Here is a 26,898-nt window from a genome sequence, read left to right on the forward strand (position 1 = left end):
GTACTAACTGACCTTTGGTTAACGAATCACCGGCTCATGTGAATGTTCTTCATTGTATGGAAGAGCCATAACTTCATCCAGATTAAGCCGTTCGTTGATACTTCTTAAGTGATGGTCAACTCCAATTTCGCTGCCCGGGATGAAGCCGGGAATGGTTATAACCTGTGCCAGAACGCCCCCGAATCCACGATGCATAACCCCACGGGGTAAATAGACAAGATCGCCTACCTCCAGATCATATTCATCGATCAGCAACTCTGTCTGTGATACATCTACCTGGTCCGGTTTTGTAATTAAATCCACACGTTCACTTGTAATAATTTTAGCACCGGGTTTAACCATCTGAACCAGGTAAAATTCATCGAATCCGCCTTCAACCGGATGATAATGGCTGAATGAATCATAAATCCGAACGCGGTGTGCATTTATCGCACGGTATATATATTCCCCCACTTCTTCTTGCCAGGTTAACAGAATTCTTCGGTAAGCATCTATATCTGTAGCACAGCCGCCCGGCACATCGGTAATATTGGGATCCCAGTCCGGCCTGATATAGGAAGGGAGATTTTGTTCCGGTTCCTCGGGAACATCAAATACCAATAGCCCCATTTGGGTATCAAATTGAAGGCTCTCGCCTTTTTTCAGAATGAGAATATCACCAACAATAGCGTCAGAAATATTCTCAGCACCCAAAGTGTCCCGGAGAGTGGCTGATGCCAACACATCCTGATTTGTAACTCCTCCAATTTCCTGAACAAAAGCTACGCGTGTACTATTGTTTTCTTCAATCTGGCGAACACCCGACAGATACATCATATCATAACCGGGATTTCGTTCTTTAAAAATCTGCCGCATGGAATCGAAATTCTGGCGATCACCATGACTTACATTTACGATCTGCACGTTATCCATTTGGCTATCTGTTTCCTGGGAAGAACAACCGAATTGCAGCAGTAGTATAATGAAAATTAAATATCTCATAACTATGGATGGATTTTAGAGAGTTGCAATTATAACCTGCGAAGATGAAAACCTCCATCTATATTCAGAACTTCACCAGTGGAATATGATAAAAACCCTGTTGTTAACCCAACAACAGCTCTCGCAATATCCTCAGGAAAACCCCACCTTTCTATGGGCAATCCTCCTGAGTTTATAAACGTATCATACTTATCCCGGACTTCGCTGGTCATGTCTGTTTTTACTATACCGGGCCTGATTTCATAAACAAGGATACCATGACCCGCCAAACGATCTGCAAAAAGTTTCGTCATCATACTAACACCTGTTTTTGACAGACAGTATTCCGCCATACTGGTCGCTGAAGCATAGGATGTCAATGAGGCGATATTAATGATGATGGGAGCCAAATCCGGATCCTTATCCGTTTGTTCAATCATCCACCCCGCCACTGATTGTGTAAGGAAAAAAGGACCTTTCAGGTTTACATCCATCACATGGTCATAACTTTCTTCCGATGCTTTTAAAATATCTGTCCGTTCCTTTACAGATACACCTGCATTATTGACCAGCAGATCCAGGCGGTTGAAATTCTTTTTGATACCCTTCACAAGGTTTTTACGATCATCCCGGTCACTGATATCGGTTCTGATAAAGAGAGTCTCCACACCATTATTTTCACAAAGTTGTATCGTTTCATCCGCACTGGAAAGAATATCGGCTATAACTATATTAAATCCTTTTTCTGATAGAGCTATCGCAACAGCCTGTCCTATTCCCCTGGCAGCTCCGGTAATCAGTGCAGTTTTATTCTTATTCACAGGATCGGACATATTCGTTTTGGTTTTATCTGATAAACTGCTGCCAGTCACTTTCTATTACTGAATCATCTGTTTCTTCACCCGAATAAAGGATAATCCGGTGTTTAAATGTTAGCGTATCTTCTGCGCCGAGAACAAAATTCAGTTCTTCTTCCCCGCCACTCATCTCTTTCATTCCCAGGGGATTTGCAGCAAACAATCCATATCCTCTGGCGTGCCAATAGGTTGGATATCCCACATTGTCAGGGTGGTCCAATATAGCTACGGATACAGTTTCTCCATTTATTTCACCTGATAGTGACATCCATTTCGCCCGGGTTCCCCATGCTTCATGCCCTTCAATTCCTTCACTGCTTCTGTACATGCCTGTGGCCTCATCATGTTCATCCGGATGTTCAAGTTCACGTGCCATGCGAATACCGATCATTCCTTCCTTATTGTCATCCAGGGAAACCTCTTCACCAGAAGATTGCAAATTGGTCAACCGGTCGATGGATCTCATGCTCTCATTACCACTGAAGATATAGGTGGTATTTTCAATCAGTAAAACCTCACCTTCCGAATTGACCCACTCTTTCGTTACTTCCAGTTCTCCCCTCTCATTTCCACTCTTCATTTGGTTAATCGATTTATGATGAATCGTACCATATTCGCTTCTCCTTTCCTCAGAAATTGCATTGGAATTGTTCCAGAAGTCCAACCCGTTTACATCTCCATAATTTAGCCAAAGGCCAACCTGGTGCGGATGATCCTCTTTTTCGCCTTCCCTCGGATCTATTGGGAACCCGCGGGTTATCGTGGCACCACCAGCTGAAATTAGCGGATACAGGATCGGTTTTTTAAATTCATTGCCGTAATGATAGGATGTAAAATGTGCACCATCTATAAATACTTGTATCTGACTCCGATCTTCCTCGTGTACCAGGGAAATATGATATTCATCACTCATGGATACTTGGTTTACAGCAGATTCTTCTGAACTCACATCTTCATTGCTTTGACTGCAGGCAGCTAATAAAAAAACTATTGCCAGAGTATGAATATATCTGTTGGTATTTCGATTCATAATATTGTCTCCCATTAAATTACCTGAGTTCTATTCTTAAATTATGATTTTAAAATTCCCCTTAGAAAAGGGTTCCTCTTTTATCCCGCGCCAGCGAGATTCAGGGGGATGTTCACTCCAAATTGTCGAAAAAACGATGGACACCCCTCTAAATTTCACTACGCTTACGCTGCGTGTTCAAAAAATGAGCCCCTTGTTAGGGGAGACTTTAATACTGAATAATTGAATTATATTATTAATCGAACTGAGGTTAATAATATGAATAAATTGATTGTTTGGGTCTGCGGTTGGTTTCATCATGAGCCGTTAATTAATCTTCAGCGTCCGGGTGCGAAATCATATAATTCATTTGACCAGGATTGGCGTCTGTTACTTCTTTGATACCATCGAACCAAATGATTTCAATTTGCTTAATTTCATTTTTTCCAGCCCCCATTACCTGAGTATAACTATTCTGCGACCAATAGCCCGCTCCGCTCTGAACTTCTCGTGAAGGCCCTTTCAAATCATTTTCGTACACAAGGCGTATCTGTGACCCAACACCATTCCGATTTGACGGCGGTCCTTGTAACGAAATTCTGTAACCTTCTTTTTCGGAACGATTCAGATAAAGTTTTAACTCGTTCCCATTCTGTGAAACCGCCAGATCCACCTTCCCATTCTGGTTAAAATCACTAAAGGCAGCACCCCGTTGTTCACCATAAATTTTAATTCCGCTTTCTGATCCACTCAGTGGCGTGAAATTACCATTGCCATCTCCCATCAAAACCAATCCCCGGCCGGCGTCCATTCTGGATTTATCCGGAGGAACCGTAAAATTGTTCTGACTGAGAAAAACATCCTCATTTCCATCATTATCAAAATCAGCTACCCCTACATGAAATCCGGCTGATATTTGTGCTTCACGGGGAAGGGGATAAGCCTCAAAATGATCGCCCCTGTTAATAAATACCATATGTTCCAGGGTATTCACTTCTTTATAGGGAGTATGTTCATATCTATCCCCGAGGATTTCCCTCAGAGTTGCGCCGGCAAACTCTTTATGGCTGCTCATGCGGTTTAATCCAACCTGTTGTTCCTGGAATTTATATAACCGAGTCCGGGGCAGATACTCCCCATTTTCATTTGCATAAGCTTCAATAATATCCGTACTGCCAAAACCAGGATTGTAATAATACATTCTCAATGGCTGGTTATGTTTCATTTGGTAGGGGGAATTCAAGCCGATGTTGGCTGCCACAATATCCGGGAGCCCGTTGTTCGTAAAATCTCCTGTTGCAACTCCTTTCCACATTCCAGACCACTTATCCAGGCCAACCTGTTCTGTCACTTCTTCAAATACTCCATTCAGATTTTTAAAGAGTCTCAGAGTTCCCCATTCAGTACTGACCAACAGATCCTGGCTGCCACTCCTGTCATAATCCGTGAAAACGGCTCCGGTTACGAGACCCAATTCTGCAAACATTTGGGAATTAACCTGATCAAATCTGAATATTCCTTCCTCATTTCTGACAAACCGTGAATCGGCATCTGCAGGATATTGTCCAGGTTTAAAACCGGCTCCGAGAAAAAAGTCCAGGAAACCGTTTCCAGTTACATCTGCTGCTGCAAGAGGACCGGTAGTCGATAAAACTCCCGGTATGGAATCTTTTTCAGCAGTTCCATCTCTGTATATGCGATAGTGAAACAATGAAGGAGCTCTTGAGGTGCCCTGTTCGTAGTTTGAACTTCCAATTAATACCCGGGTATAATCATTTTCACTCCAGCCAATAATCGCGGTTTGATCGCCAGGTGCTTCCTCCTTCAGAAACTCCAAGTCCATAGAGCTGAAAGTACCGGACTCCCCATGTTCCAGTATGGACAAACTTCCGCCTCGTCCGGAACCCATCAACAGTTCATCTTTCCCATTATGGTTTAAATCAATCCAGGCTACCCCTGGTCCTTGCTGGCTCAGTTTAAAAGGAAGGAGTGCATTAAAGTCGAAATCGTTGAAGGGTTCTTCATAATGTTCGGCATTCATTCTGTCTGAAACATTTTCAAACAGAGGAGCCGGCTCTGTCGGATTTGGCTCTGTGACCATAGAATCATTCATCATACTGACACTATCCTGATAAATCTCATACATCCTGTTTGGATGAACGGCTTCTATGATACTGTGTTTGCCATCAGGCCATCGAATTCTGATTTCGTGTTGAGTATTATCTGCATCTGCAGCAAACATCACCTGGGTGTCTGACCCGGATGCATAATCACCTCCCGCAGCAATCTCTTTCTGTTGATGAACAGATCCCCCTCTCAATTCTATCTTCGCACCGATTGCCTGCGTATTAGGAGATTTCCCCTTTAACCGGACTGCAATACGGGGTGCATTCGTTCTGTTTTCAAGAATTGTTGCCTCCCGGTTCATCCGGTTTAGAATAACATCCAGCACACCATTATTATTCAAATCTGCAAATGCCATTCCATGGGAAACATCTTTCTCTCCAAATCCCCAGTCTACACTCTTGTCTGAAAATGTATGGTCTCCGTTATTCCTCAATATTCTGTTTGTCAGATCAAGGGGCTCAACAAGGTCTGTAAATTCCAGGAAATGCTCGTCCATGTTTCGGCGATTCTGCATCATTGTATACTGGGCATCAATATCCAGAATATCGTATAAATACCCGGTAGAGACGATAAGGTCTTCATAACCGTCCAGGTCAACATCCATGAACCGTGTTGCCCAGGACCAGCCTGTTGCCTCTGCTCCGCTCATCCATGATGTTTCGGCCCAGGTCGTATCTTCCCTCTGAATAAACAGGGAATTCCGGTTATACATGGGTCTCGATTCAATATCCCCGATTTTGACCGGGATATGTCCTTCCGAAGGAGCCTGACGCATTCGGCGTTCGTGATCAGGATCGAGCATTTCCGTCGTAAATATGTCGATTTTCCCATTTCGGTTTATATCTGAAAAATCAACACCCATACAGGAATAGCTCAGATTTCGAATAGCCTGCCATCCCGCGGCTCTGAAAGTACCATTTCCCTGGTTCAGCCAAATCCGGTCAGGAGTATGAAAATCATTACAAACATAGAGATCAGTCAGGCCATTGCCGGTTATATCCTGGAATTTAGCTGTTAGTCCCCAATCGGGTTGAAGTCCGAAAGGTTCTCCATATTCATCCAGAAAGATCTCTTCGGAATTTGTCATTTTCTCAAACATTCCTCCCTGGTTCAGATAAAGCTCATCCGTCCTGCCAAGTTCTGAAATCCCGGTTAATGCCCCATCATCACGAACAAGTTCATAATGTTCATCAAATGGAGGAATTAGCGTATAGTGATCCTCCGGATTTATAAGAGGTTCATTTAAAATATTCTGCCAGTCAAGCTCCCGTGTGGTATAAATATCCTTTACCGATCTCTCTTTATAATTGGTAATGTAGAGATCCGGATATCCATTCCCTGTAAAATCAGCAAGTGCCATCGTATTACTTCCCAGTGAAGGACCGAGGCCGCTGTTTTCATCTTTTGTGAAATTTCCTTCCCCATCATTTATATACAGAACATTTTCTCCCTGAAGGGCAGTTACCAGCAGATCCAGGTATCCGTTTCCATTCACATCTGCAAACACTGCTCCAGTTGAGTAGTACTCTGCATGTGCAACCCCTGCCTGGTCGGTTATATCTTCAAATTTCATTCCGCCGAGATTTTTATAGAGCCGGTTAGGTTCACTCAGCCCTGCAAAATAAAGATCCACCAGACCGTTGCCATTAATATCCCCTGCAGCCACACCGGAACCATTCAGATAATGACGATTTTCATCGATCTCTTCTCTGCTTATTCGATTATTAAACTGTATTCCTGTTTGAGAAGCGGAGAGTGTCTGGAACCCGGTACTGCCAAAGTATCCTGGTGAGATATCAGCCCAGCGATACCCATCTTCATCATTCCACTCAAGATCTGACGATCGGGAACAACCAAACATGACACCACAAAAAAGAATAGGCACAAATAAAAGGATAACCAGACGGCTGACGGAATCTGAAACATTCAACGAAGAACGGGCAGAGTTTAGACAAAACGTATACCGAACAAATTCACTCTTAAAAATCTTCAGAGTATTCAATATGGGATTTATGATTTCTTATAGACCTATAGTATACATCAGGGTGATAATTCGCGAATTTTTATATCCCTGTACCAAACATCATCCCCGTGATCCTGCAGGACGATATACCCCGAGCTTCTGCGGGTACCAAAGTCAGGAATATGAGTATCATCTCCCAATTCACCCCATTTACTGGTTGCTAACAGTCGATTCATCATATGAGTACCCAGTTCATATTCTAACACTTTTTCACCGTTCAACCAATGTTCGCCGCGATTGCCATTAAAGATAATCCGCCCGGTATTCCATGATCCGACCGGCTCGAGCTCAGCATTACTTCCCGGCGGGATCAGATCATACAGACCGGCAGCCCAGCGATTCGGATCGTTTTGAGCATCGGGGTGTTCATCATCGTCGAGCACCTGGTATTCAAACCCAAGAGCGCCATATTCGGGTGAATGAGATGTTGACATCTCCTCCGATACATTATATTTAATACCGCTGTTTGCCCCGGGGCTTACTTTCCATTCAAAACGCAGCTCAAAATTTTCAAACTGCTGGTCATACAGAAGATCACCACCCGCAACCGGCTGTCCGTCATCTGCACGGGCTACATCATCTGTTGCTACTTTTCTGATTGTACCCTCTTCAACGATCCAGTGGTCTTCCGGTATTCCGTCTCGCCCAAGACCGCGCCATCCGTTTAGTGACTCACCGTCAAACAGCGTCTGCCACTCATCCTCTGATACCTGATCTGAAGATGCATCCGCTGAAGTTTGCTGAGAGTCCACATTCTGTTCACTACTCATGTTGGATTGGTTATCACTGCAGTTTAAAACAAAAAGCGGCATACAAATGAATACCAGTGTATACCATATTTTCCGGGAAATGTATTTATCACGTTTGGATTGATTTGTAATCATTCTTTAAAAAATTAAGACTTTTAAAATTTCAAGTACTTTCTGCAATACCGGTTACATCAGGCCGTGCAACTCTAACTGCAATAATTGCATTTCAAGTTATCGAAGTAATAAACTCATGTTACGCTTCTCATCAATACTTAAATACTTCGCCACCAGCTAATACTTCCTGGTTTTCTGTATCAAAGGTGACAAATTCTCCGGTTCGAAGGGCTGCGGTTGTCATGATGTTGGCTATGGAGTGATTATATCCCGCCATTACATCTGCATTTGCAGTTTCACGGCTTCGAATACATTCCATCCAGTTTTTCATATGATTGGAAGTCATAGGATCTGATCCCGTATCCGCGCCTGTTTCGGCTGCAACCGCATCGGAGAGCGAAAACTCGTCCAAAAGATTAGGCTCCATATCCATCGCAGAGGCATGCCGCTCGGTCAATCCGCCATTTGGAGAAACCATATTCGTATCGAGGTTAAGCTCGCCGGCATTGGAATAGTAAATCTCTTTTGTACCACCTGCAGAATTCGTAAATCGTGAGGAATAGACGACCTGGAAGCCCGTATCAGGATCATCCAACGGGCCATAATCAAACACAGCTGTCATCGTGTCAAAATTTTCACGGCCATCTTTCCATAGATAGATCCCGCCGTTTGCTGCAACACTTCTTGGGTGTGGCAGTCCGGTGAACCAGTGTACAGTATCGATCTGATGAGCCATCCATTGCCCGGGTATCCCTGATGAATAGGGCCAGAAAAGCCTGTATTCCAGGTACTTTCGCGGATCCCACTCTTCGTAAGGCCTGTTCATCAGATAACGGTCCCAATCTGTATCCTCTTTACGAATCTCCCGCGCAAGCTGAGGCTGCCGCCAGCGTCCCGGCTGATTCACGTTCCAGGTCATCTCTACACTCATGATGTCACCAAACTTTCCGGACTTAATGAAATCATTCGCAGCATGGTAATTTACACCACTTCTTCTCTGAGAACCCACCTGAACGATTTTGCCCGTTCGCTCCACAGCTTCCCGTGCCACACGATTGTCTTCCATTGTTTCGGCAAATGGCTTCTCCACATACACATCGCAACCCGCATCTACAGCATCAACAGTGTGAAGTGCATGCTGAAAATCGGCTGTGCTGATGATTACAGCATCAATGTCACCACGATCGTATAACTCCTCGTTATTTCTTGCCGCTTCAATGGTCACATCATGTTCATCTTTAAGAAAAGAAACGGCCTCGTCACGACGACGGTTCCAGATATCTGAAACGGCCACAAACTCAAAATTGAGATCATCGGCGTGCTGCATAAATGAGGGGATAAGGGACTGTCTTGCACGGGCTGAAAACCCAACAATTCCCACACGTATTCTGTCGTTCGCTCCTTTTATTCTGCTGTAACTCCTGGCAGATAATCCCACTGACATCCCTGCGGACATTACTGCTGATTTTTTCAAAAAGTCTTTTCTTGTTAAACCTTTCATATAGTTACTCTATTAAGTTCTTATTTGGGAATGGTATATCTGTTTTTTTTAATAAAATTTAAAAAGTCTGGCAAACCAAAATATGATCTGCCAGACTTAAACAAGTGGTTTTAGAATTCTTACTTTTTAATACCCTGGATTTTGAGGAAAGGCACTTGCTCCTCCCTGCGTGCGGTCAATCTGGGTTTGAGGAATCGGGCGTAACAGGTGCTTTTCTTCCATTAAACCTACACTTTGCACCTCCGGATTATATTGATACGCCCGGTCTAACAGCATACCCGTACGTTTCAAATCATACCACCGGAACTGTTCCCCCAACAATTCCCTTCCTCTTTCGTCAATAATTGCCTCCAGATCAACTTCCGAGGGGTCCAGCTCCATAGCAGCTTCCTGTCCGGGCCAGGCTGCTCTTCGACGAACCATATTGATGTGTTCCGTTGCATCAGCAACACTCCCATTCCCCATAAGGAGTGCTTCCGCAGCAATCAGATGTGTTTCTGCCAGCCGGAATGCCAGAAAATCACGCGAACCTGCCGTAGTATTCATTTCAGGACGGGTGGGATCTTCGTGTTTTCTCATAGTGGGGAAATCATTTGGATTGTAATCAGATGGTGATACAACCGTGTAGGGTTTAGCCTGCTTTTCTGCTTCCGTCCATTCAACACCTGGAAAGTAAATCGCCGTATCCCCCTCAGCGATTTCAACTCCATCCACACCATTCACAGTAAATGTTCCGGTAACCGTTGCATAAAACACATCTCGGAAAAACGCTTTATACCTGGAATCTGATTCTCTTGTATCCGGGCCTAAAAGATCATCATATAAAAATTCTGTTGGCCGGTATCGTCTCCACGGTCTTCCGTATTCGATAGTCCGATTCATGCCCGGCATTACATCATAAACCGTCAGATAATACATGTGAGAGGTATTTCCACCTGCATTTAGAAGAGGATCGTCAGAAAACTGCATAGACCATACAACTTCGGAATTCACCTCATTCCCGACGGCCCAGACATCAGCCACATCATCAAGAAGTGAAAAATTGTAATCATTGATGACAGTCTCAGCAAGTGCAGCAGCACGGTCATAATCTGCTGCTCCTCCCACATCGTCTCTATAAAACTCAGATGCACCGGTCAGTAAAACACGTGCCAGCAGATGTTCTGCTGCGGGTTTTGTAGCGCGTCCATAGTCGCTGGCTTCGATTGGTAGATTATCAATTGCATGTTCAAGATCGTCAATGATCAGATCAAAGACTGCCGCAACAGGAGCTCTGGAAGCTTCGATTTCAACCCCCTGTGTTTCTTCTGTTGTGATATGTACGGCACCATACTGCTGAACAAGGACAAAATAGTAGTGAGCTCTTAGAAAACGGGCTTCTGCAGACCGAACCCGGACTAAATCAGGATCCAGTCCTTCTATCTGTTCACCCCTATTGATCACCGTATTTGTCATATTTATCCCTTCGTACATGAAATCCCACAACTCTCTTGCCCATGCAGTGGATGGATTTAATTGTACACCATAAAAGTTCCACTGTTTATGGCTGCCATCTGCACCTTCATGAAAGATGTCTACACCATATGCTTCTGACATACCATGGCCTCTTTCGGTACCATAGTATTCTCTTAAATTAGTGTACGAAGCATTTACTATTTCTTCGAACCCGCTTGGTGTATTAAATCTGGCATCCCCTACCTGCGATCGGACATCTTCATTCAACAGATCTGAGCAAGAAAATGCCACAACTGCGATAATGATTACAAAAAATAACCCTTTTAACTTTAACATAATTAGTTCCTTTCTATTGATTTAGAGTGTCAAATTGATACCAAACTGGAGGGTCCACTGTGAGGGTGTATTCGATCCTGTGCTGGTTTCCGGATCCACTCCTCCATGGTTCCTTACGTATGGGGCAAAGATGTAAGGATTTTCGGCATTCACTGTAAATCTGAGTGACTGTAAACCGAGAACACTTTGTGCAATATTTGCAGGAAGGTTGTAGGCAAGTCCGATATTTCTAACCCTGACAAAATCACCACTGAAATATGCCCGTGTAGTTTCCCAAATCGGCGTTTCAAGGTCAGCACGAGGTTGTGGAGCCTCGTTTGTCGGATTATCCGGAGTCCAGTAATCCACTCTGAGATTGTTATATCGGCCTGTCATCGGGCTGGAACCACCTGTATGAATGCCACTGTTAATCATGTTGCCAAAACGGCCGACAAGAAATACCGACAGGTCAAAATTTCTGTAACTGAACTGGTTGCCCAATCCGCCCTGCCACTTGGGTTGTTCCTGACCAAGAATAACTCTGTCATCACCTGTAATGCTGCCGCTTCCGGTCACGTCTCGAACCTTGATTTCTCCGGGGCGCTGACCATATCCTGCGGCTTCAGAAGCCTCATTCTGTTGCCAGATACCGATTTTTTCATAGTTATAATAAACATTTATCGGATGACCAATGAACCATTGGTTACCAACATCATCTTCTGCACCGCCAAATAGTTCAACAATTTCTTCTTTGTTGTATGCAAAATTGAAATTTGTTGTCCATTGGAAACCACCAAAATCACCAGAAGCCACGTTTATAGTGGTGAGGGAAGCTTCAAAACCGGTATTTTGAGTTGCGCCAACATTTTCGAGTACACTGTTAAAACCACTGGTTGTGGGGATGGCTCTTTCCAGCAAAAGATCTTCCGTATTTTGCCTGTATGCATCCACTTCCGCCACAACTCTTGAATCAAACATTTCCCATTGAACACCCAAATTGAGGGATGTTGTCGTTTCCCATTTCAGCTCGTCGTTCCGGATTTGATTCGGTTTGAATCCAAATGCAGGTGTACCGCCGAAATTAAATGCTGTGCGACTGGCCAACCCCTGCGTCCGGTAAGGATTAATTCCTGTTTGTCCGGCCTTACCCCAACTAAGTCTTACTCTCAGGTCATTCAACAAAGTTGTGGGACTAAAAAAGGATTCGTTTGAAACATTCCAGGCAAGAGCTACAGAAGGGAAGAAACCATATTGATTTTCGACTCCAAAACGGGATGATCCGTCAATCCGGCCTGTCAATGTAAGCAGGTATCTGCTGTCATAATTATAATTGGCACGTGCCATATAAGAAATTAATGACCACTTTTGAAAATCAGAACTGGCTCCCAGAATTTCTTCTGAGGCACCCAAATTATGATAGCGCATATCGGTAAGAGGAACTCCCCTAACTTGAACACCTGAATCCTCCCTTTGAAATTCCTGTAAACTGAATAGTCCCGTCAAGCCTATCGAATGACTTTGGCCAAGGGTTTGCTGGTAGTTTACAATATTTTCCCAGGTATACTCAAATGTATCAAATGAACTAACCTGAGCTGCCGCTGGTCCCCCCTGCCGTGCACGAGATCTCACAGCCTGGAACTGATCATTTTTCACAGTCCTCAGATCAGGAGAAAAATTCACCCTGAAATTCAAGTTTTCGGTAGGCAAGTATTCAAGATAAATATTACTCAGAATTCGCTGTGTAGTAATCTCGTCATCGTACGTTTCAGGAAGCGTTTCAAGCAATGGGTTGGTACGCTGAGCATCTGGCTTTGGCTCCAGTCGAAGCTCGCCATTTTCATCATAGGGCTGTGTAAGGGGAGTATTTTGAATGGCTTCATTATAAAAGTTTCGGGTTCCACCTTCCTGAATACTGTACACTCCCAGGGTTGATGTACCGATTCGTATCCTGTCGGTAATATCCAGGTCAATATTCAGCCGGGTGTTATATCTCTGAAAATGTTCCGGTTCAAGAATTCCACTGTGGTCCAGTCCCCCAAAAGAAACATAATAACGGGCATTTTCACTACCCCCTGCAATTCCAAGCTGGTGTTGTTGCCTCACCCCTCGCCGGGTAATCATATCCTGGTAATCGGTCCAGGTACCGTTCTGAAGCTGCTCGAGTTCAGTAGAATGAAAAAGTTCGTTATCCGGTGTGGGATTGCCAGCAGCACGGAACGCTTCGCGACGCAATTCTGCCCATTCCTCACCATTCATCATATTAACTCTTCTTGTTTTCTCAGAAAAACCAACCGATCCATCATATGTTACAGAGATATCCCCATCGTATCCGCGTTGCGTTGTAACGATGATTACACCATTTGATCCACGTGCACCATAGATGGCTGTTGCGGAAGCATCTTTCAGAACTTCTATGGACTCTATATCTCTTGGGTTGATATCTGCTATACCTCCTGAAATCGGTACTCCGTCAACTACAAATAATGGATCATTACCAGCGGTAATGGATCGGTTACCACGGATTCGAATTGAAGCTCCTGAATTAGGTTTGTTACCCCCTTGTGTTACATAAACTCCGGCTGACCGACCCTGCATGCCTGATTCTAATGAAGTTATGGAAGTTTCATTAATTCGAGAAGCTGAGATTGAAGATACAGAACCAGTCATATCACTCCTTCTCTGAACTCCGTAACCCACAACAACCAGATCATCACCTAAAACTCCTACCTGGGAAAGCTCAATATCCAGGGTTAAAGTTTCGTCGCCGGATATACTAAAAACTGTTTCATACCGCTCATATCCCACATATGTAGCTATTAATGTATAATCTCCAGGTTCATTGATTTGTATTTCAAAGTTTCCATCCAAATTTGTGGCTGAACCCGTTTGAAGCTGCTGGATATAAATATTTGCTCCTGGTATGGGTTCGCCTGTACGGGCATCGGTAACAGTGCCGGTTATGGTTTGATTAACCTCATACGGGCTGCTGAGAGCGCTTCCATAAAGTTCAGAAATTTTTACCTCGCCCTCATCTATTGTATGTGTAGATGCAAAAGCTGATGAATTGGTGATTGTAACTACCCCGGTAATCAAGAGAGCAAATACAAGCATCATGGTTTGAATTTTTGTTTCCATATTCTCTGGCTTGGTTAATTTTAACATTTTTTGTTGTGTGGATATGTATCGATAATCAATCACAAACCTCCTTATACTCTTTAAACCTTAATTAAACGGTTAAGTAACTGGCTAAAAATATATAGCCGTGGAAACTTCAGTTAAAAAAAGTAAAATAGGCTTGCGTAATAGTTAAAAAACAAATTTGATTTCTGCAAAGAAAAAAATGCTTTTCTTCCTATAGCATTCGAAATCTTGCCCTGTATGATTTTACACCATTTATTAATATCTATAGTTTTTCAGAAACCTTGATTTCTTAGAAAAAAATAGTAGACATACAAAGATTTTAACCCGCTAATAACACTACTTTGTGCCGAAGAACGGTTTTGCAAAGTCATCAATAAAGACGTCAACAGCGACGAACTTCCGCCTGAATACTTTACCGGTTAAACTATTTTTAGTACTTTGAATTTTAATTTCCAAAAATTTACCCTTTATTAGAAAAGCTTCTAAAAAGAATCCAAAATATTAAGTAGCAATGGTCTGCAGTTTCATAAAACTAAATAAGCTATTTCTTACAGCAGTTTTTCTTGTACTCATATTCATGAGCTGCGGAGGTTCAAGGTCAGATGATGGTTCTAAAACCATCATACTTGCTCACGCAATGCACCTGACTCATCCGGTTACAATAGCTATGGACCGTATGGCTGAACTCACTGAAGAAAAATCAGAGGGACAGCTTAAAATTGAGATCTACCCTACAAGTCAGCTCGGTGGAGAACGCGAGCTTCTCGAGCTTGTACAGATCGGAACGATTGGTATCACTAAAATTTCCGGCGCAGTTTTGGAAAATATAGTTCCCGCCATGCAGGCCATGAGTCTTCCCTATCTTTTTCGCGATGAAGAACATTATGCCAATGTATTATGGGGCGATGTTGGCCGTGATATGCTGTTAGAAGGAGAAAAATATCGATTAAGAGGGATAGCATATTATGATGCCGGAATGAGAAGTTTCTATTCTGTGGGCCGGCCCATAAACACCCCCGCGGATTTAGCCGGGATGAAAATAAGAGTACAACCAAGTGTAATGGCCATAAACTTAATCCGCGCCTATGGCGGATCAGCTACCCCGCTTGCTTATGGCGAACTTTATACGGCTTTCCAGGGAGGTATTGTTGATGGAGCGGAAAATAATCCTCCAAGTTTTTATACATCCCGGCACTACGAAGTAACCGACTACTATATCCTCAATGAGCATACAGCCGTACCCGATGTACTTGTCATCGGTACGAAAGTCTGGGATACTCTCACTGACCAGGAACGGACGTGGCTTATGGAGGCAGTGAATGAATCCGTCGACTTTCAACGTGAGTTGTGGAAAGAATCAGAAGAAGAGTCACTGCGTATTGTCCAGGAAGCAGGAGTTGAAGTCATCCACCCAGACAAAGAACCTTTTCGGGAAAGAGTACAACACATTTATGACAATGTGAGGGAACGTGACCCTGAACTCTATCGATGGATTGAACGTATTCAGCAGGTTCAATAACATTAACTGTTAAATCAAATAATTGTGCGAAAACTGATTGATACAATCACAAGAAGTCTGCTTGTTTTTTTAATGAGTTCGCTGGTTATCGTTGTAGTATGGCAGGTATTTTCCCGCTATATCCTAAATGCACCAAGTACTGTCACAGACGAACTTGCCCGTTTCCTCCTCATCTGGGTCAGCCTTTTGGGTGCTGCATATTATTCAGGAAAGAATCTGCATATAGCGATTAATGTTTTACCCTCAAGACTCAGCCCTCCCAACAGAAAAAAACTAAATATTCTGATACATCTGATTGTCATCACATTTGTTCTTCTTGTTTTTGTGATTGGCGGGGGGATGCTGGTTTATTACACCTATACTTATCTGCAGCTTACTCCGACTTTGCAGATTCCTATGGCATTTATCTACGCAATCGGCCCGATAAGCGGGTTACTGATCATCTTCTATAAAATAGCAGATATTGCTGATCTTCTCCGTTCTGATGCGGAACAGGTCAGCGGGGATCATCAGTTTGAACAGGAAGACTTCACAGGATCAATTTAAACAGAGCCCTATGGGATTAATTGAGATACTAGTACTCGTATTAAGCTTTCTGATTCTGCTTGCTATCGGTGTCCCCGTCGCGTGGACGCTCGGTATTGCGAGCCTGCTAACGATATTATTTTCATTAGAGTCACTGACTGCATTCATGACAATGGCTCAGCAGGTAATGACCAGCCTGGACAGCTTTACACTGCTGGCAATTCCATTTTTTATACTTGCCGGTCAGTTAATGAATAAGGGTGGAATCGCAACACGTCTCATTAATTTTGCCAAAAATATAGTAGGCGCCCTTCCCGGTGGTCTGGCCCATATAAATGTAGTAGCAGCAATGCTTTTTGGGGCCATCGCGGGATCATCCGTGGCTGCAGCATCAGCTATTGGCAGCATCCTGGGACCCCGCATGGAAAAAGAGGGCTATACAAAAGAGTTTGGTGCGGCAATTAATATATCTTCATCCACTATGGGATTGATCATTCCGCCTTCCAATATCCTGATTGTTTATTCACTTGCCAGCGGCGGAACATCTATTGCGGCCCTTTTTATTGCAGGATACATACCGGGCATCCTCACCGGTCTGATTCTGATGGGAGTGGCAGCAGTTTGGGCGATGCGAAAAAACTTTCCGGTAGGAGAAAGAACCGCGTTAAAGCCTCTTATCAAATCGTTCCTGAAAGCGCTACCCAGTTTACTTCTTTTAGTTATTGTAATCGGGGGCATCGTAATCGGAATCTTTACCGCCACCGAAGCAGCAGCTATTGCAGTTGTATACACACTGGGACTTGCCTTTTTCTATAAAGAGATCCGATTTAAAGATTTGCCTTCTGTTTTGATGGGCTCCGTTCAAACCACCTCTATTGTCATGATTCTCATCGCTACTTCAATTAGCATGAGTTGGGTGATGTCGTTTGGGCATCTGCCTCAATCCATCAGTGAAACACTTCTGGCGCTGAGTGATAATAAAATTGTGATCCTTCTGATTATAAACCTGATCCTGCTTTTTGTGGGAATGTTTATGGATATCACGCCAGCTGTGCTCATCTTCACACCGATCTTTCTTCCTGTGGTGGTTGAACTCGGAATTGATCCGGTTCACTTCGGCATCATAATGATTATGAATCTCTGTATCGGAATCTGTACACCACCTGTTGGAACACTGCTCTTTGTGGGTGTGAGTGTGGCGGGAACCACCATTGAAAAAGTTATAAAGCCGTTGCTTCCACTTTTTGTCGCGATGCTGCTCACACTGATACTGGTAACCTTTTGGGAAGATTTGAGCCTTGCACTTCCACGATTATTTGATTTGATGTAAGCAGAACTAACAATTCAGGCCCTGGCTTCTCGGGCCGAAACTGAGACATCTCCATGTTCATCGATTCATCCTGAACAACGTTTAAATGGGCTCAAGCCCAGCAAAAAGAGATCTCTCCGTGCGTTCACCGCGAAAGAGCGGCTCTCTTAGTCTTTTGGGGCAATAGCGCGACTCGCAACTCAGTGGTTGAACCAGGAACACGGCAGCGCCATGAGGATGGGAATCATGCAAACGGCGTATGGCGAAACACTGCATGTTTGGGATACTGATACGCCGGTTAGAACCCAGTGCTATTTTGTCTTGTCGAGCGCAGCACCGGTGCTTTTCCGGTGCGTAGCCGAGACATCTCCCGGTTCGTAGTTCCATCTCGAACAACGTATAAACGGGTTCAAACCCAACGAAAGGAGATCTCTCCGTGCGTTGGCCGCGAAAGAGCGGCTCTCTTAGTCTTTCGCGCAATAGCGCGACTCGCAACTCAATGGTTGAACCAGGAAACAGCCCTGCGCCGTGAGGATAAAACTCCTGCCAATCGGCGTATGGCGATACACTGTATGTTTGGGATACTGATACGCCGGTTAGAACCCAGCGCCTTTTGTCTTGTTGAGCGCAGCACCGGTGCTTTTCCGGTGCGCAGCCGAGACATCTCCCGGTTCGTAGTTCCATTTTTTAGCATAGACCTGAGTTCGATTCTTAAATTTTTCGTATATCAATAAAAACAGTCCATAAAGGAAGTTAGTTAATTTAATTCGTCAACAATTATGTCATGCCGGACTCCGATCCGGCATCTCCTGCCTTGTTAAGGACGGGAGATCACGCATCGAGTGCGAGATGACGCCCTTTTTGGACTGTTTTTGACATTTTTAAATCGAACTCAGATCATAGGCTGGTTAAATCCTCGGTTCCCAACCCCGCTCATAATCGCGTCTCCACATGCTCATCGCTTCAGAATCACCAATTATTCTGCCCGTGCGCGGATTGATATCCAGTGAACGGCCGATTTCCTGAGATATATTTCCTAAATGGAGTGCTTTAACACTTTTTTGTCCCTCTTCAATAGGTGAATTTAGCTCTGTTCCCCTTCTGATAGCCTCGGCAAAATTATGAACATGAATATCTGTCAAACCGCCGCCGCCTACTGTATCCAGCTGATCTGTTTCATCATCGCGTATGTTCTTTTTTATCTCCTCATTGTCAAGATTATACGCTGTATACCCGCTTCTGTCTATCATCACAGTACCTTTCGTTCCGTGAATGACTGATCCCCTGCCTTTGTCCCAGAATTGATATCCGTTGCTGCTGCGACCTTCCCAGTTGATCGATTTTCCTTCAGGAAATTCAAACATTACGTTTTGCACGTCGTAAAATTCCCAGTCATCATCAAAATGATAGCGGCCACCGTTGGATGAAATTTTCTTCGGCAGATCCACACCAAGAGCCCAGCGGCAAATATCATATTCATGTGTTCCGTTGTTTAATAATTCACCCGTTCCCCATTTCCAGAACCAGTGCCAGTTGTAGTGGATAATATTATCCCGGTACGGTGTTCTCGGGGCCGGGCCCTGCCATAATTCATAATCCAGCCAATCGGGTACATCAGCTATACTGCCGGTACCGATAGGCCCCCTGGCATTTGCATAAAAGCATTTTGCATAGTAGACATCACCAATTAAACCTTCCCGGATTTCATTTATCACTTCTATTGATTCCGGGGCTGATCTCTGCTGGTTCCCCATCTGTACAACTTTGTTATATCTCTTCTGAGCCTGAACTATCAAATCAGATTCTGCAGGATTATGACTCGCCGGCTTTTCCACATACACATGTTTTCCCGCCTGAAGAGCCAGAATTGTAGCGGCAGTATGCCAATGATCGGGAGCCGCAATCACCAGGGCATCAATATCGGGATCGTCCAAAGCCCTCCGAAAATCGGTCCCGGTTTCCGGTTTCCTTCCCTGAATCACTTCCACTTCTTCTGCCCGTTCTTCAAGCGGACGTTCATCCACATCAAAAATTGATTTCACTTCCACACCCTCTGCACCGGCAAATACCTCCGACAAATAACCGGCCCTTCCACGCCCTCCCATCATAGCAACAACAATTTTATCGTTGGGCGAATAGATGCCTTTCGAAAAAGTTAGCGGCCCGGTAAGCCCGATTGCTGCTGTTGTAAGTGCGGATGTTTTGATAAACTTTCGTCGATCCATAGACCTCGTGATCATGTTCAGATTTGCATTGCTTTACTGGTTAAGCTAACATTATTTAATAACATTTATAAATACAAATGCTTGGCTCTATGTTTAATATTATTAGTACTCGATTGAAAAACCTCCAAGGGTTTGAAACCCTTGGAGGGTTGCCTCTAACTCGTTCTCGTCAACTGTACAGACTCTTTACCTACAATATTCCGCAAACCGTTCAGTAGTTCGTTGTTGGGTTCTACCACAAATTTCCTGACGCTCATATTCAGCGGGCCTTTTGCGTGTTTGCTTAGCACACGAAGGGTAACCGGAGTTTCGCCTTTGTGTATACTCATCAGCGTGGCCATCTCGTTGAGGTCATCTTTGGTGAGCAAAGAGGTTTCGAGCCGGAGTTTAAGCATCAGTTGGTTCTGAAATTTTTCGCGCAGGTTCTGAACCCGCTCCAGCGTATTGGCCATGATTTTGGGCTGCCCGCCGCGAAGACTCAGCGTACCGTCGAGCAGTACAATGGTATCCGGTGTCAGCAGTCCCTGGTGACGGTCGAACACATCACTAAATACAAGCACTTCCATCGCGCCTTGCAGATCCTCGATCTGAACAAATGCCATCGGGCGCCCTTTTTTGTCGCTGATCTGCTTCACGCCTGTAATAATCCCAACAATCTTAATCTGTTCGCGGTCGCTCATCTGACCGATTTTCTCCTCTGCAAGCGTATGTGATGCAAACAGCCGGATATCTTCACGGTATCGATCCAGCGGATGGCCGCTCAGATAGAAACCGATCAGTTCCCGTTCGCGGTTCAGCCGTTCGATATTGGTCCACTTCGGGCAGTCGCGCAATTTTGGTTCATCAAATCCTGATCCGGCACCACTGTCTCCTCCGAAGAGACTCGCCTGATTCAATCGTTTCTCCTCCTGTTTGCGGGAGGCGTAGCTGATGATATCCTCCACACTTGCCAGGAGCTGGGCGCGGTTATCATGCAGTGTATCAAAGGCGCCGGCCTGCACCAGACTTTCAATCGTGCGCCGGTTGCAAACCCGGGTGTCGATCCGCGAGGCGAAATCGAAAATAGAACGGAATTCGCCCTCTTTTTTACGCTCTTCGGCGATCTGTTCGATAGCATTAGATCCCACACCTTTTATGGCCGACATTCCGTACTGCACGCGTCCGTCACGCACCACAAATTTACCTTCCGCAGTATTGATATTGGGCGGGTCCACCGGGATATCAACCCGCTGGCACTCCTCAATGAAGAACGACACTTTTTTGATGTCGTTCATATTGTGGCTCAGCACCGCAGCCATATATTCGGCCGTGTAATTGGCCTTAAAGTACATCGTCTGGTATGCTACTACCGAGTAGGCTGCGGAGTGCGATTTGTTAAATCCATAACCGGCAAAAAGGGCCATCTTGTCGAATACATCTTTTGCCACTTCCTTGCTGTAGCCCAGATCCTGCGCCTGGTTCATAAACTTCTTCTCTTCCGGCGGCAGCAGATCAGCTTTTTTCTTACCCATGATCCGCCGCAGAACATCCGCTTCCCCGAGCGAGTAGCCGCCCATTTTCTGCGCTACCATCATGATCTGCTCCTGGTAGACCATAATTCCGTGTGTCGGTTTCAGGATTCCCTTCAGATCATCGTGCGGATATTCCACCGTTTCCTCACCATGTTTCCGCTTGATATAGTCGGGTATAAACTGCATCGGACCGGGACGATAAAGCGCGTTCATGGCGATCAGGTCATTTATCGACTCCGGTTTCAGATCCTTGAGGTGCTTCCGCATCCCTTCTGATTCAAACTGAAACACGCCCACGGTGAGTCCTTTTTTGAAAAACTCAAACGTCTGTTCATCATCCAGCGGGATATCGTCCAGGTTGTACTCAACACCGTGATTATCCTTCACCTGCTGGATCGCCGTTTTCAAAATCGAAAGCGTCTTGAGGCCGAGGAAATCCATCTTCAGCATCCCGGCATCTTCAATATATTTTCCGTCGAATTGCGTCACATACAGATCGGCATCTTTTGCTGTAGCGATCGGGATGTAGTTGGTCAGTTTATCCGGCGCGATGATCACCCCAGCCGCGTGGATTCCTGTATTCCGGACCGATCCCTCCAGCGTCTCCGCCATCTTCAGGGTCTGTCCTTCGAGATCATCTTTCTTTTTAATCTCTTGAAGATCGCGAACCTCCTTGATCGCATCTTCCAGCGAGATACCGATCGTATCCGGGATCAACTTGGCGATCCGGTCGGCATCCGGCAGCGGCAGATCCAGTACACGTGCCACATCACGGACCGATGACCGCGCCGCCATCGAACCGAACGTGATGATATGTGCCACCTGAGATTTTCCGTACTTATCCACCACGTAATCGATCACGCGCTGGCGTCCGTCATCATCAAAATCGATATCGATATCCGGCATCGACACACGTTCCGGGTTCAGGAACCGCTCAAAAAGCAGGTCGTATTTCAGCGGGTCAATATTGGTGATGCCCGTGCAGTACGCCACCACCGATCCCGCCGCCGAACCACGCCCCGGACCTACATACACTTCCATCTCGCGCGCTTTGGCGATAAAATCCTGTACAATCAAAAAGTAGCCGGCAAAGCCCATTGTTTTGATGATATTCAGCTCGTGATCGATCCGATCCATCACCTCACCATCCAGCTCATCGTACCGCTCTTTGGCACCTTCAATGGTAAGATGACGCAGGTAATCATCTTCCGTCTCAAATGGACCAGGCAGGGTAAAGTTGGGAAGAATCACGTCGCGTTTCAGTTCAAGCGGTTCCACCTTGTCCACAATCTCCTGCGTATTGGTGATCGCCTGCGGAACATCGGCAAAGAGGGCTTTCATCTCCTCCTGCGTTTTGAAATAAAACTGGTCGTTCGGGAACCCAAAGCGGTAACCGCGCCCTCGCCCAATCGGTGTGCTCATCAGTTCGCCATTATCGATACAGAGCAGCGCATCATGTGCTTTCGCATCTTCCTGCTCCATATAGAACAGGTTGTTTGTGGCGATCACTTTAACATCGTACTTTTTCGCAAATTTGAGCAGCACGCTGTTCACCCGCTCCTCCTCTTCCAGGCCGTGGCGCATCAGTTCGATGTAGAGATCATCGCCAAACAGGTCGATCCACCACTGCAGTGCTTCCTCGGCAAACTCCTCTCCCTTATTCAGAATCAGGTCGGGAATCTCGCCTTGCAACCCTCCGGTTGTGGCGATCAATCCTTCCCGATACTTTTTCACCAGCTCCCGGTCGATCCGCGGGAATTTGTAATAGTACCCCTCAATAAAACCGAGCGAGCACATCTCCGCCAGGTTTTGATATCCCTCACGATTTTTGGCCAGAAACACCTGCTGATGCCGCTTGTCGCGATTATCGCGTGTAAATTTTTTCTGATGGCGATCTTCCACAAAATAGCACTCACACCCGATAATCGGCTTGATACCGGCCGAATGCGCCTTCTGCACAAAACTAAAAATGCCGTACATATTCCCGAGATCGGTAAGCGCCACGGCAGGCATCCCATCTTTTTTCGCTTTATCGATCAAGTCATCAATACCGGCCGCTGCTTCTAAAACCGAAAATTTGGAGTGGGTATGCAGATGGCTGAACGAACCCGTAATTTTTTCACCGTCGGCTGCCTCTGCCGGCAGATCAATTGCGGAATCGTCCTCATCCGCCTCGCCGGTCACGCCTCTGCGCCGCAGCTCCTCCACCTTTGGCATGTAGTGGGCCGGATTGATCCACTCCCTGGGAGATTTGGTATCCAGCTCCAGGTCGTTTGGCAGGTTTGGTTTGATAACGCCCAGCTGAACCAGCTCCAGAAACGCACGCGCGGTGGCATCCACATCAGCCGCAGCATTGTGAGCCTCCTCGAAGCCCACATCAAACAGTTTATCGTGCAGTTCGGCAAGCGTAGGCCATTTGTAGCGACCGCGTCCGCCCGGAATCGCACAAAATTCAGTTGATTCATCCTTGGTATCAATCGGAACTTTTTTGTCAAGCGGATTCTCCCGCTCCATCCGCAGGTATTCCGATCCCATAATATTGAGATCGAACTCCAGGTTGTGGCCTACCACAAATGTAGTTCGCTCAACATCCCGATTAAATGCATCCATCACTTCTTCCAGCGGAACGCCCTCCTCCCGTGCCCGTTCGGTAGAGATTCCGTGTACCTTTTCAGAGTTAAAAGGAATTGTAAAACCATCGGGCTGAACAATATAGTCCCCCTCCGAGACCAATTTACCGGTGTGATCGTGGAGCTGCCAGGCAAGCTGCACACAGCGCGGCCAGTTGTCGAAATCTGTCAGCGGTGCGGAGTAGTTATCGGGAAGGCCGGTGGTTTCGGTGTCAAAAATCAGGTACATAAAAGGAGATTACTGATGGATGATTTTGCTATATCGTACGCTTCAAATATAAACGAGATTTGAACCATTCACAGGTTAAAATCGGAGGAATTTCCGGGATCAGGTTTCTTTTATTTTAATCGTTTCTAAAATTCCCTCAATACTAATAGAAATGTACAGATGACATTCAAAGACGGATATTTGACTGATTCTTACTTTGTCAACTTAAAGCAATAATTCTTTACCTTGAATATCTAATCAGGAACAAACAATGTTTTACAAACCCTCATTTATTTTTCGTCAAATATCAATTAGATTGGAATTGATATATTTAAAATAATTTTTAATTGATTCATCATGAGAAATTTAGCCATACTCGTTCTTTCCATTTTTATGCTGCAGCTTTCTTCAAATGAAATTTCTGCTCAGGTTGGACAAGAAATAAATACGTATCAAATGATTCAGGACCTTTCCCCTGGCTATATGGAAAGGTTTGAAAAAGAAATAGATGCTGATGGTTCCCCATATCTGTTCAATGAATTTCTTTCCGGCTCCTTAACATTCATGAATGGTAAAACTGTGAGCGATGTCCCTCTTCGATTCAATATTCATGAAGAGAATGTTCAGTTTCAGAATAATGGTAACATCTTCGTTCTGGATGCCGAGGTTATCAATAAAATAGAAATCACAGGTCAGAATGAAACCATTACATTACAAAAAGGGTTTGATGCCCGGCGGTTGAGTGAGAATAACTTTGTTGAAATTCTCGCAGATGGAGATGCAAAATTTATGGTCAAGTATTCAGCCACCCTCAGACAGGCGAATGCAAATTATGGGGCGTCAGCAAACACCAATGAGTTCTCAACTACTGAAACTTATTATGTTAAGTTTGGGAATGAAGATACAGAAAGATTGAGGCGTCTGAATGAACGACGAGTTTTACGCGTTTTTCCTGATCATTCAGATGAAATTGAACAATTTGTAAACAACAACAATCTTCAACTCGATAATGCAGATGATGTAGCTGCTCTATTCAAATACTATAATTCGCTATAAAGAACATACGTTGCATTACACCTCACGCATCAAGAATCAAACCATTCCTTACTATTTTTATGTCTAAGCTACTGCTATACCCACTTCTGATCGTTTCTCTTATATTAATTTCATGTTCAGGTACTACCAATCAATACATTTCACCGGATTACGAAGATCAGAATTTAAATGATTCTGTATCTATTTTTAAAATTGAAGAGTCAGATTTCTCTGAAACCAATCCCGATCATACGTTTGGAACTCTGAGTGCAGCAGAAACTTCGCTTTTCAATGAACGACTTTTTGAACTTTTTTCTGAGGCTACTGCAGCGGAAGTTACCCAACATTTGAATTTTTCAGATTTTCCGGATTTAACCTTTCAAGTACGCCATTTTGATCAAAATGGTACCTCTCTTCATATCCTTGCACCGGAAAAAGGCTCTAAGCTAACCAATGATGGTGATGGGGTATCTCCAAGATTTGTTTTACTTTTAGATGGGTACAATTTCAATATATTTCAGGATTTGGCACCTGGTTTTTCATATGGCGGCCATGAACCTGAAACGGTTACCAAAGCAAATTTTGAGACCAAATATTTAATTTGGGATAACCAGATACAGGATGCTGTTGGATGGGGGAAAGTGAATTCAGAACAGGTTGTAAATCTTGCTCAAATCAATGAAGAGTATGATAATCTTATTTTACAGACCATTAAAGAGATGATTCCACGTAGCCCTTTCGCCCCGCGCAGAAGTTAAAATCAGGAATCATCCGTATCACGGATCAACGAGCTCCAGCTCTCGGCAAACAGATCACGCGATGTATTAAAGCTGTCGTTGTGGCCTCCCTGCAGTTCCACAAAACGGGCATTTTTAGTTTCTGAAGCGATCTCATAAAGTCTTTTCCCGTGACGGATATTTACAATCCGGTCACTGCTTCCGTGCATCACCAAAACCGTATCAATACGGCTGGTGCGCAGATCTTCATCCACGGGAAATTGGATCGGGACTAAAAATCCCGGCACAAACGGGTAGACATCCGAAGCGATCTCTTTTCCATTGATGAATGATGAATCCAGCACCAGGGCCCGGCCATCAAACTCAGCCGCCTGCCGGGCTGCGACTGCCCCGCCCAAAGATCGGCCGTAAAAAATCATCCTCTCCGGCGGAATGCCTGCTTCTTCTTCCAGATAATTCACTACGGCAATGCCGTCAGTGTAAATTCCGGCTTCATCAGGCGATCCCTCACTGTTGCCATATCCGCGATAATCATATAAAAATACAGCCGCACCCTGGTTTACAATCGTTTCAGCAATCCCGATTCTTCCGCTGATATTACCCGCATTCCCGTGAGAATATATCACTACGGGCTGCTCACTGGCATCCCCGATTAACCAGCCGTGGATGGTTACGCCATCAGGCGTTTCAATATAATGTTCACTCCATTCCAACCCGAGCCTGTCCGGCGAATCGATCATTTGGCCCGAAGGGTGAAATATTATTTGATTTTGAAACATAATGAGTGCTCCTACCAGCAAAAGATAACCGGCTCCGATCCAAAGAATAAGTTTCACTACAACTTTAAAGCTCATAGAAATACTTTAGAATGATGGCATGACTCAATTTACCCTCATCAAATTCAACATTCGATGGCGGAGCAGAATTCACTTCTGCTGTTTATCAAAC

17 protein-coding genes are annotated in these 26,898 nt (G+C 44.8%); 5 read left to right on the top strand and 12 right to left on the bottom strand.

Features of this window, described 5'->3' with window-relative positions; translation table 11 throughout:
- Nucleotides 1-18: 18 nt before the first annotated feature.
- The 8 genes from DYD21_RS17595 to DYD21_RS17630 form a co-directional block, all read right to left on the bottom strand.
- A complete protein-coding gene (locus DYD21_RS17595; protein WP_116038316.1) occupies nucleotides 19-912 on the bottom strand; it encodes a hypothetical protein in 894 nt (297 codons plus the stop codon).
- 98 nt (nucleotides 913-1,010) lie between these two features.
- The gene (locus tag DYD21_RS17600) at nucleotides 1,011-1,793 is read right to left on the bottom strand and encodes a 3-ketoacyl-ACP reductase (RefSeq protein ID WP_199535589.1); all 783 of its coding nucleotides are present in this window, start codon (nucleotides 1,791-1,793) and stop codon (nucleotides 1,011-1,013) included.
- 13 nt (nucleotides 1,794-1,806) lie between these two features.
- Nucleotides 1,807-2,847: a PmoA family protein gene (locus DYD21_RS17605; protein ID WP_199535590.1), complete on the bottom strand. Its 1,041-nt coding sequence runs from the start codon at nucleotides 2,845-2,847 to the stop codon at nucleotides 1,807-1,809.
- 310 nt (nucleotides 2,848-3,157) lie between these two features.
- Complete coding sequence (locus tag DYD21_RS17610; protein ID WP_147303636.1) at nucleotides 3,158-6,814, bottom strand: FG-GAP-like repeat-containing protein; 3,657 nt, start codon at nucleotides 6,812-6,814, stop codon at nucleotides 3,158-3,160.
- Between the two features lie 179 nt (nucleotides 6,815-6,993).
- On the bottom strand, nucleotides 6,994-7,746 hold the full coding sequence (locus DYD21_RS17615; protein WP_158607357.1) for a DUF1080 domain-containing protein: 753 nt from the start codon (nucleotides 7,744-7,746) through the stop codon (nucleotides 6,994-6,996).
- Nucleotides 7,747-7,990: 244 nt separating this feature from the next.
- Nucleotides 7,991-9,340 carry a Gfo/Idh/MocA family protein gene (locus DYD21_RS17620; protein WP_116038319.1) on the bottom strand — a complete coding sequence of 450 codons (1,350 nt, stop codon included), beginning with the start codon at nucleotides 9,338-9,340 and terminating at the stop codon, nucleotides 7,991-7,993.
- A 126-nt stretch (nucleotides 9,341-9,466) separates the two neighbouring features.
- Nucleotides 9,467-11,131, bottom strand: a complete 1,665-nt coding sequence (locus DYD21_RS17625) for a RagB/SusD family nutrient uptake outer membrane protein (protein WP_116038320.1) — start codon at nucleotides 11,129-11,131, stop codon at nucleotides 9,467-9,469.
- A 21-nt stretch (nucleotides 11,132-11,152) separates the two neighbouring features.
- Nucleotides 11,153-14,245: a TonB-dependent receptor gene (locus tag DYD21_RS17630; protein WP_158607358.1), complete on the bottom strand. Its 3,093-nt coding sequence runs from the start codon at nucleotides 14,243-14,245 to the stop codon at nucleotides 11,153-11,155.
- A 583-nt stretch (nucleotides 14,246-14,828) separates the two neighbouring features.
- Between DYD21_RS17630 and DYD21_RS17635 the strand changes: the two genes are divergently transcribed.
- The 3 genes from DYD21_RS17635 to DYD21_RS17645 are packed head-to-tail and all read left to right on the top strand — an operon-like array spanning nucleotide 14,829 to nucleotide 17,625.
- Nucleotides 14,829-15,770, top strand: a complete 942-nt coding sequence (locus tag DYD21_RS17635) for a TRAP transporter substrate-binding protein (protein WP_199535591.1) — start codon at nucleotides 14,829-14,831, stop codon at nucleotides 15,768-15,770.
- Between the two features lie 24 nt (nucleotides 15,771-15,794).
- The gene (locus DYD21_RS17640) at nucleotides 15,795-16,316 is read left to right on the top strand and encodes a TRAP transporter small permease (protein ID WP_199535592.1); all 522 of its coding nucleotides are present in this window, start codon (nucleotides 15,795-15,797) and stop codon (nucleotides 16,314-16,316) included.
- A gap of 10 nt (nucleotides 16,317-16,326) precedes the next feature.
- Entirely contained in the window at nucleotides 16,327-17,625 is a 1,299-nt protein-coding gene (locus tag DYD21_RS17645) for a TRAP transporter large permease (protein WP_116038323.1), read from the top strand.
- 475 nt (nucleotides 17,626-18,100) lie between these two features.
- On the opposite strand, the gene DYD21_RS20920 is transcribed toward DYD21_RS17645, so the two are convergent.
- The 3 genes from DYD21_RS20920 to dnaE all read right to left on the bottom strand — a co-directional run bounded on the left by DYD21_RS20920 (nucleotide 18,101) and on the right by dnaE (nucleotide 24,199).
- Nucleotides 18,101-18,298 carry a hypothetical protein gene (locus DYD21_RS20920; protein WP_147303637.1) on the bottom strand — a complete coding sequence of 66 codons (198 nt, stop codon included), beginning with the start codon at nucleotides 18,296-18,298 and terminating at the stop codon, nucleotides 18,101-18,103.
- A gap of 214 nt (nucleotides 18,299-18,512) precedes the next feature.
- Nucleotides 18,513-19,829 carry a Gfo/Idh/MocA family oxidoreductase gene (locus tag DYD21_RS17650; RefSeq protein WP_116038324.1) on the bottom strand — a complete coding sequence of 439 codons (1,317 nt, stop codon included), beginning with the start codon at nucleotides 19,827-19,829 and terminating at the stop codon, nucleotides 18,513-18,515.
- A 155-nt stretch (nucleotides 19,830-19,984) separates the two neighbouring features.
- Nucleotides 19,985-24,199, bottom strand: a complete 4,215-nt coding sequence (dnaE, locus tag DYD21_RS17655; protein WP_116038325.1) for a DNA polymerase III subunit alpha — start codon at nucleotides 24,197-24,199, stop codon at nucleotides 19,985-19,987.
- 336 nt (nucleotides 24,200-24,535) lie between these two features.
- Here dnaE and DYD21_RS17660 point away from each other — a divergent pair, with 336 nt between their 5' ends.
- The gene (locus DYD21_RS17660) at nucleotides 24,536-25,234 is read left to right on the top strand and encodes a hypothetical protein (RefSeq protein WP_116038326.1); all 699 of its coding nucleotides are present in this window, start codon (nucleotides 24,536-24,538) and stop codon (nucleotides 25,232-25,234) included.
- 59 nt (nucleotides 25,235-25,293) lie between these two features.
- Complete coding sequence (locus DYD21_RS17665) at nucleotides 25,294-25,971, top strand: hypothetical protein (RefSeq protein WP_116038327.1); 678 nt, start codon at nucleotides 25,294-25,296, stop codon at nucleotides 25,969-25,971.
- Nucleotides 25,972-25,973: 2 nt separating this feature from the next.
- Here DYD21_RS17665 and DYD21_RS17670 read toward each other — a convergent pair whose 3' ends face one another.
- A complete protein-coding gene (locus tag DYD21_RS17670) occupies nucleotides 25,974-26,804 on the bottom strand; it encodes an alpha/beta hydrolase (protein WP_116038328.1) in 831 nt (276 codons plus the stop codon).
- Nucleotides 26,805-26,898 lie beyond the last annotated feature (94 nt).

Source organism: Rhodohalobacter sp. SW132, assembly GCF_003390325.1.
In the GTDB taxonomy this organism is placed as follows: domain Bacteria; phylum Bacteroidota; class Rhodothermia; order Balneolales; family Balneolaceae; genus SW132.